Annotated in this window: 1 protein-coding gene; it reads left to right on the forward strand. The window is 61.8% G+C overall.

Annotation, left to right across the window (positions count from 1 at the left end; translation table 11 throughout):
• Nucleotides 1-219 (forward strand): hypothetical protein (locus tag QP415_RS12550; protein WP_285100291.1); only part of this gene is annotated, 219 nt, incomplete at its 5' end.
• Between the last annotated feature and the right edge of the window lie 27 nt (nucleotides 220-246).

Consider the following 246-nt stretch of genomic DNA (forward strand, 5'->3'; position numbering starts at 1 on the left):
TCAGCGGCCATGCAAGCCGGCCAAACAGCGTTGAGTAGCGGAGATTGGAGCGCGTACGGCGAATCCCAGAAGAAGCTCAATGACGCATTGGCGCGAGCCCTTGCCGCACAAGAAGAGCTTGGACAGTCCACTGGCGTCACATCCGGCTCCACCGATACGCCACAATCCGGTTCGACCCTCGGCTCTCCGGGCGCTGACGCAACGCAGTCAAACGGCTGATCCTTCCCCGCGTACTCAGCCCTATCC

Origin of the sequence: Pauljensenia sp. UMB3104 (genome assembly GCF_030217285.1) — a bacterium.
Classification (GTDB): Bacteria; Actinomycetota; Actinomycetes; order Actinomycetales; family Actinomycetaceae; genus Pauljensenia.